The following is a 566-nucleotide window of genomic DNA, read 5'->3' as shown; positions in this document are numbered from 1 at the left end:
CAAACAGACAGCGACCTACGATGTATCCACATGTGACTGAAGATCTTTCTTTTACGGTTTCTAATTCGGATTATTCAAAAATGGATAAGGCTATGGATAATTTAGTTAGTCTTATGAATAAAACTGATAAAGTAAAAATTATAGGAGAAGGTACTAATTTAGAATTCTCTATAAAAAATATACCTGCTATAAAATGTGCTGGAATAATGAATATACCTGATGGCGAAGTGTTTACTGCCCCTGTGAGAGATTCTATTAATGGAGTTTTATCATACAACACACCTTCATTATATAGCGACGGTTTTACTTACGAAAATATTAAATTAGAGTTCAAAAATGGAAAAATAGTAAATGCATYTGCAAATGATAATGAAAGAATAAATAAAATATTTGACACAGATGAAGGAGCTAGATATATAGGYGAGTTTGCTATTGGAGTTAATCCTTATATAACTAAACCTATGAAAGATACTTTGTTTGATGAAAAGATTATGGGAAGCTTCCATTTTACTCCTGGTGCTTGTTATGATGAAGCTCCTAATGGAAAYAAATCTACTATACACTGG

Annotated in this window: 1 protein-coding gene; it reads left to right on the top strand. The window is 31.1% G+C overall.

From position 1 onward, the window contains the following. The coding region (locus GQX97_RS14305) for an aminopeptidase (RefSeq protein WP_198391274.1) at window positions 1-566 on the top strand (566 nt) is incomplete at both ends.

The sequence above is a fragment of the Brachyspira sp. SAP_772 genome (assembly GCF_009755885.1).
Classification (GTDB): domain Bacteria; phylum Spirochaetota; class Brachyspiria; order Brachyspirales; family Brachyspiraceae; genus Brachyspira.
This window is presented reverse-complemented; position numbering and strand designations above follow the sequence as displayed.